Below are 649 nucleotides of genomic sequence, written 5' to 3' on the forward strand. Positions count from 1 at the left end.
AAGTTATTCGCCAGGTACACATCGATAGGTGTCATTAACACGCTCATTCACTGGGTAGTGTTCGCCATTTGCATCTATGCATTCCATACAGGACAGGCCCTTGGCAACTTTGCCGGGTTCGTTGTTGCTGTATCGTTCAGCTTCTTCGCCAATGCCAGATTCACATTCAAATCATCAACCACTACCCTGCGCTATATGCTGTATGTGGGGTTTATGGGCACGCTTAGCGCTGCGGTTGGCTGGGCGGCTGACAAGTCAGGTCTGGCTCCGATCGTTACCTTAATTTTGTTCTCCGCAATCAGTCTGGTCTGCGGATTTATCTATTCAAAGTTCATTGTCTTTAGGGATGCGAAATGAAAATTTCTCTGGTCGTTCCCGTCTTCAACGAAGAAGACGCGATACCGATTTTTTATAAAACAGTACGGGAATTTGAAGGGCTACAGCAGCATGAAGTAGAGATAGTCTTCATCAATGACGGCAGCAAAGACGCGACGGAATCAATTATTCACGCGCTTGCCATTGCAGATCCGCTTGTGGTTCCATTGTCATTCACGCGCAACTTCGGAAAAGAGCCTGCACTATTCGCTGGTCTTGATCATGCTAGCGGTGACGCAATAATTCCGATTGATGTTGACCTGCAGGACCCTAT

2 protein-coding genes are annotated in these 649 nt (G+C 47.3%); both read left to right on the forward strand.

The features are described from left to right. On the forward strand, window positions 1–357 hold a 357-nt coding region (locus tag HX884_RS26710), incomplete at its 5' end, for a GtrA family protein (protein WP_178329055.1). Further along, window positions 354–649, forward strand: a 296-nt coding sequence (locus tag HX884_RS26715) for a glycosyltransferase (protein WP_178329056.1), incomplete at its 3' end; no start/stop codon positions are given. The genes HX884_RS26710 and HX884_RS26715, both read left to right, overlap by 4 nt.

It is taken from the genome of Enterobacter sp. SECR19-1250, assembly GCF_013391025.1.
Lineage (GTDB): Bacteria > Pseudomonadota > Gammaproteobacteria > Enterobacterales > Enterobacteriaceae > Enterobacter > Enterobacter cloacae.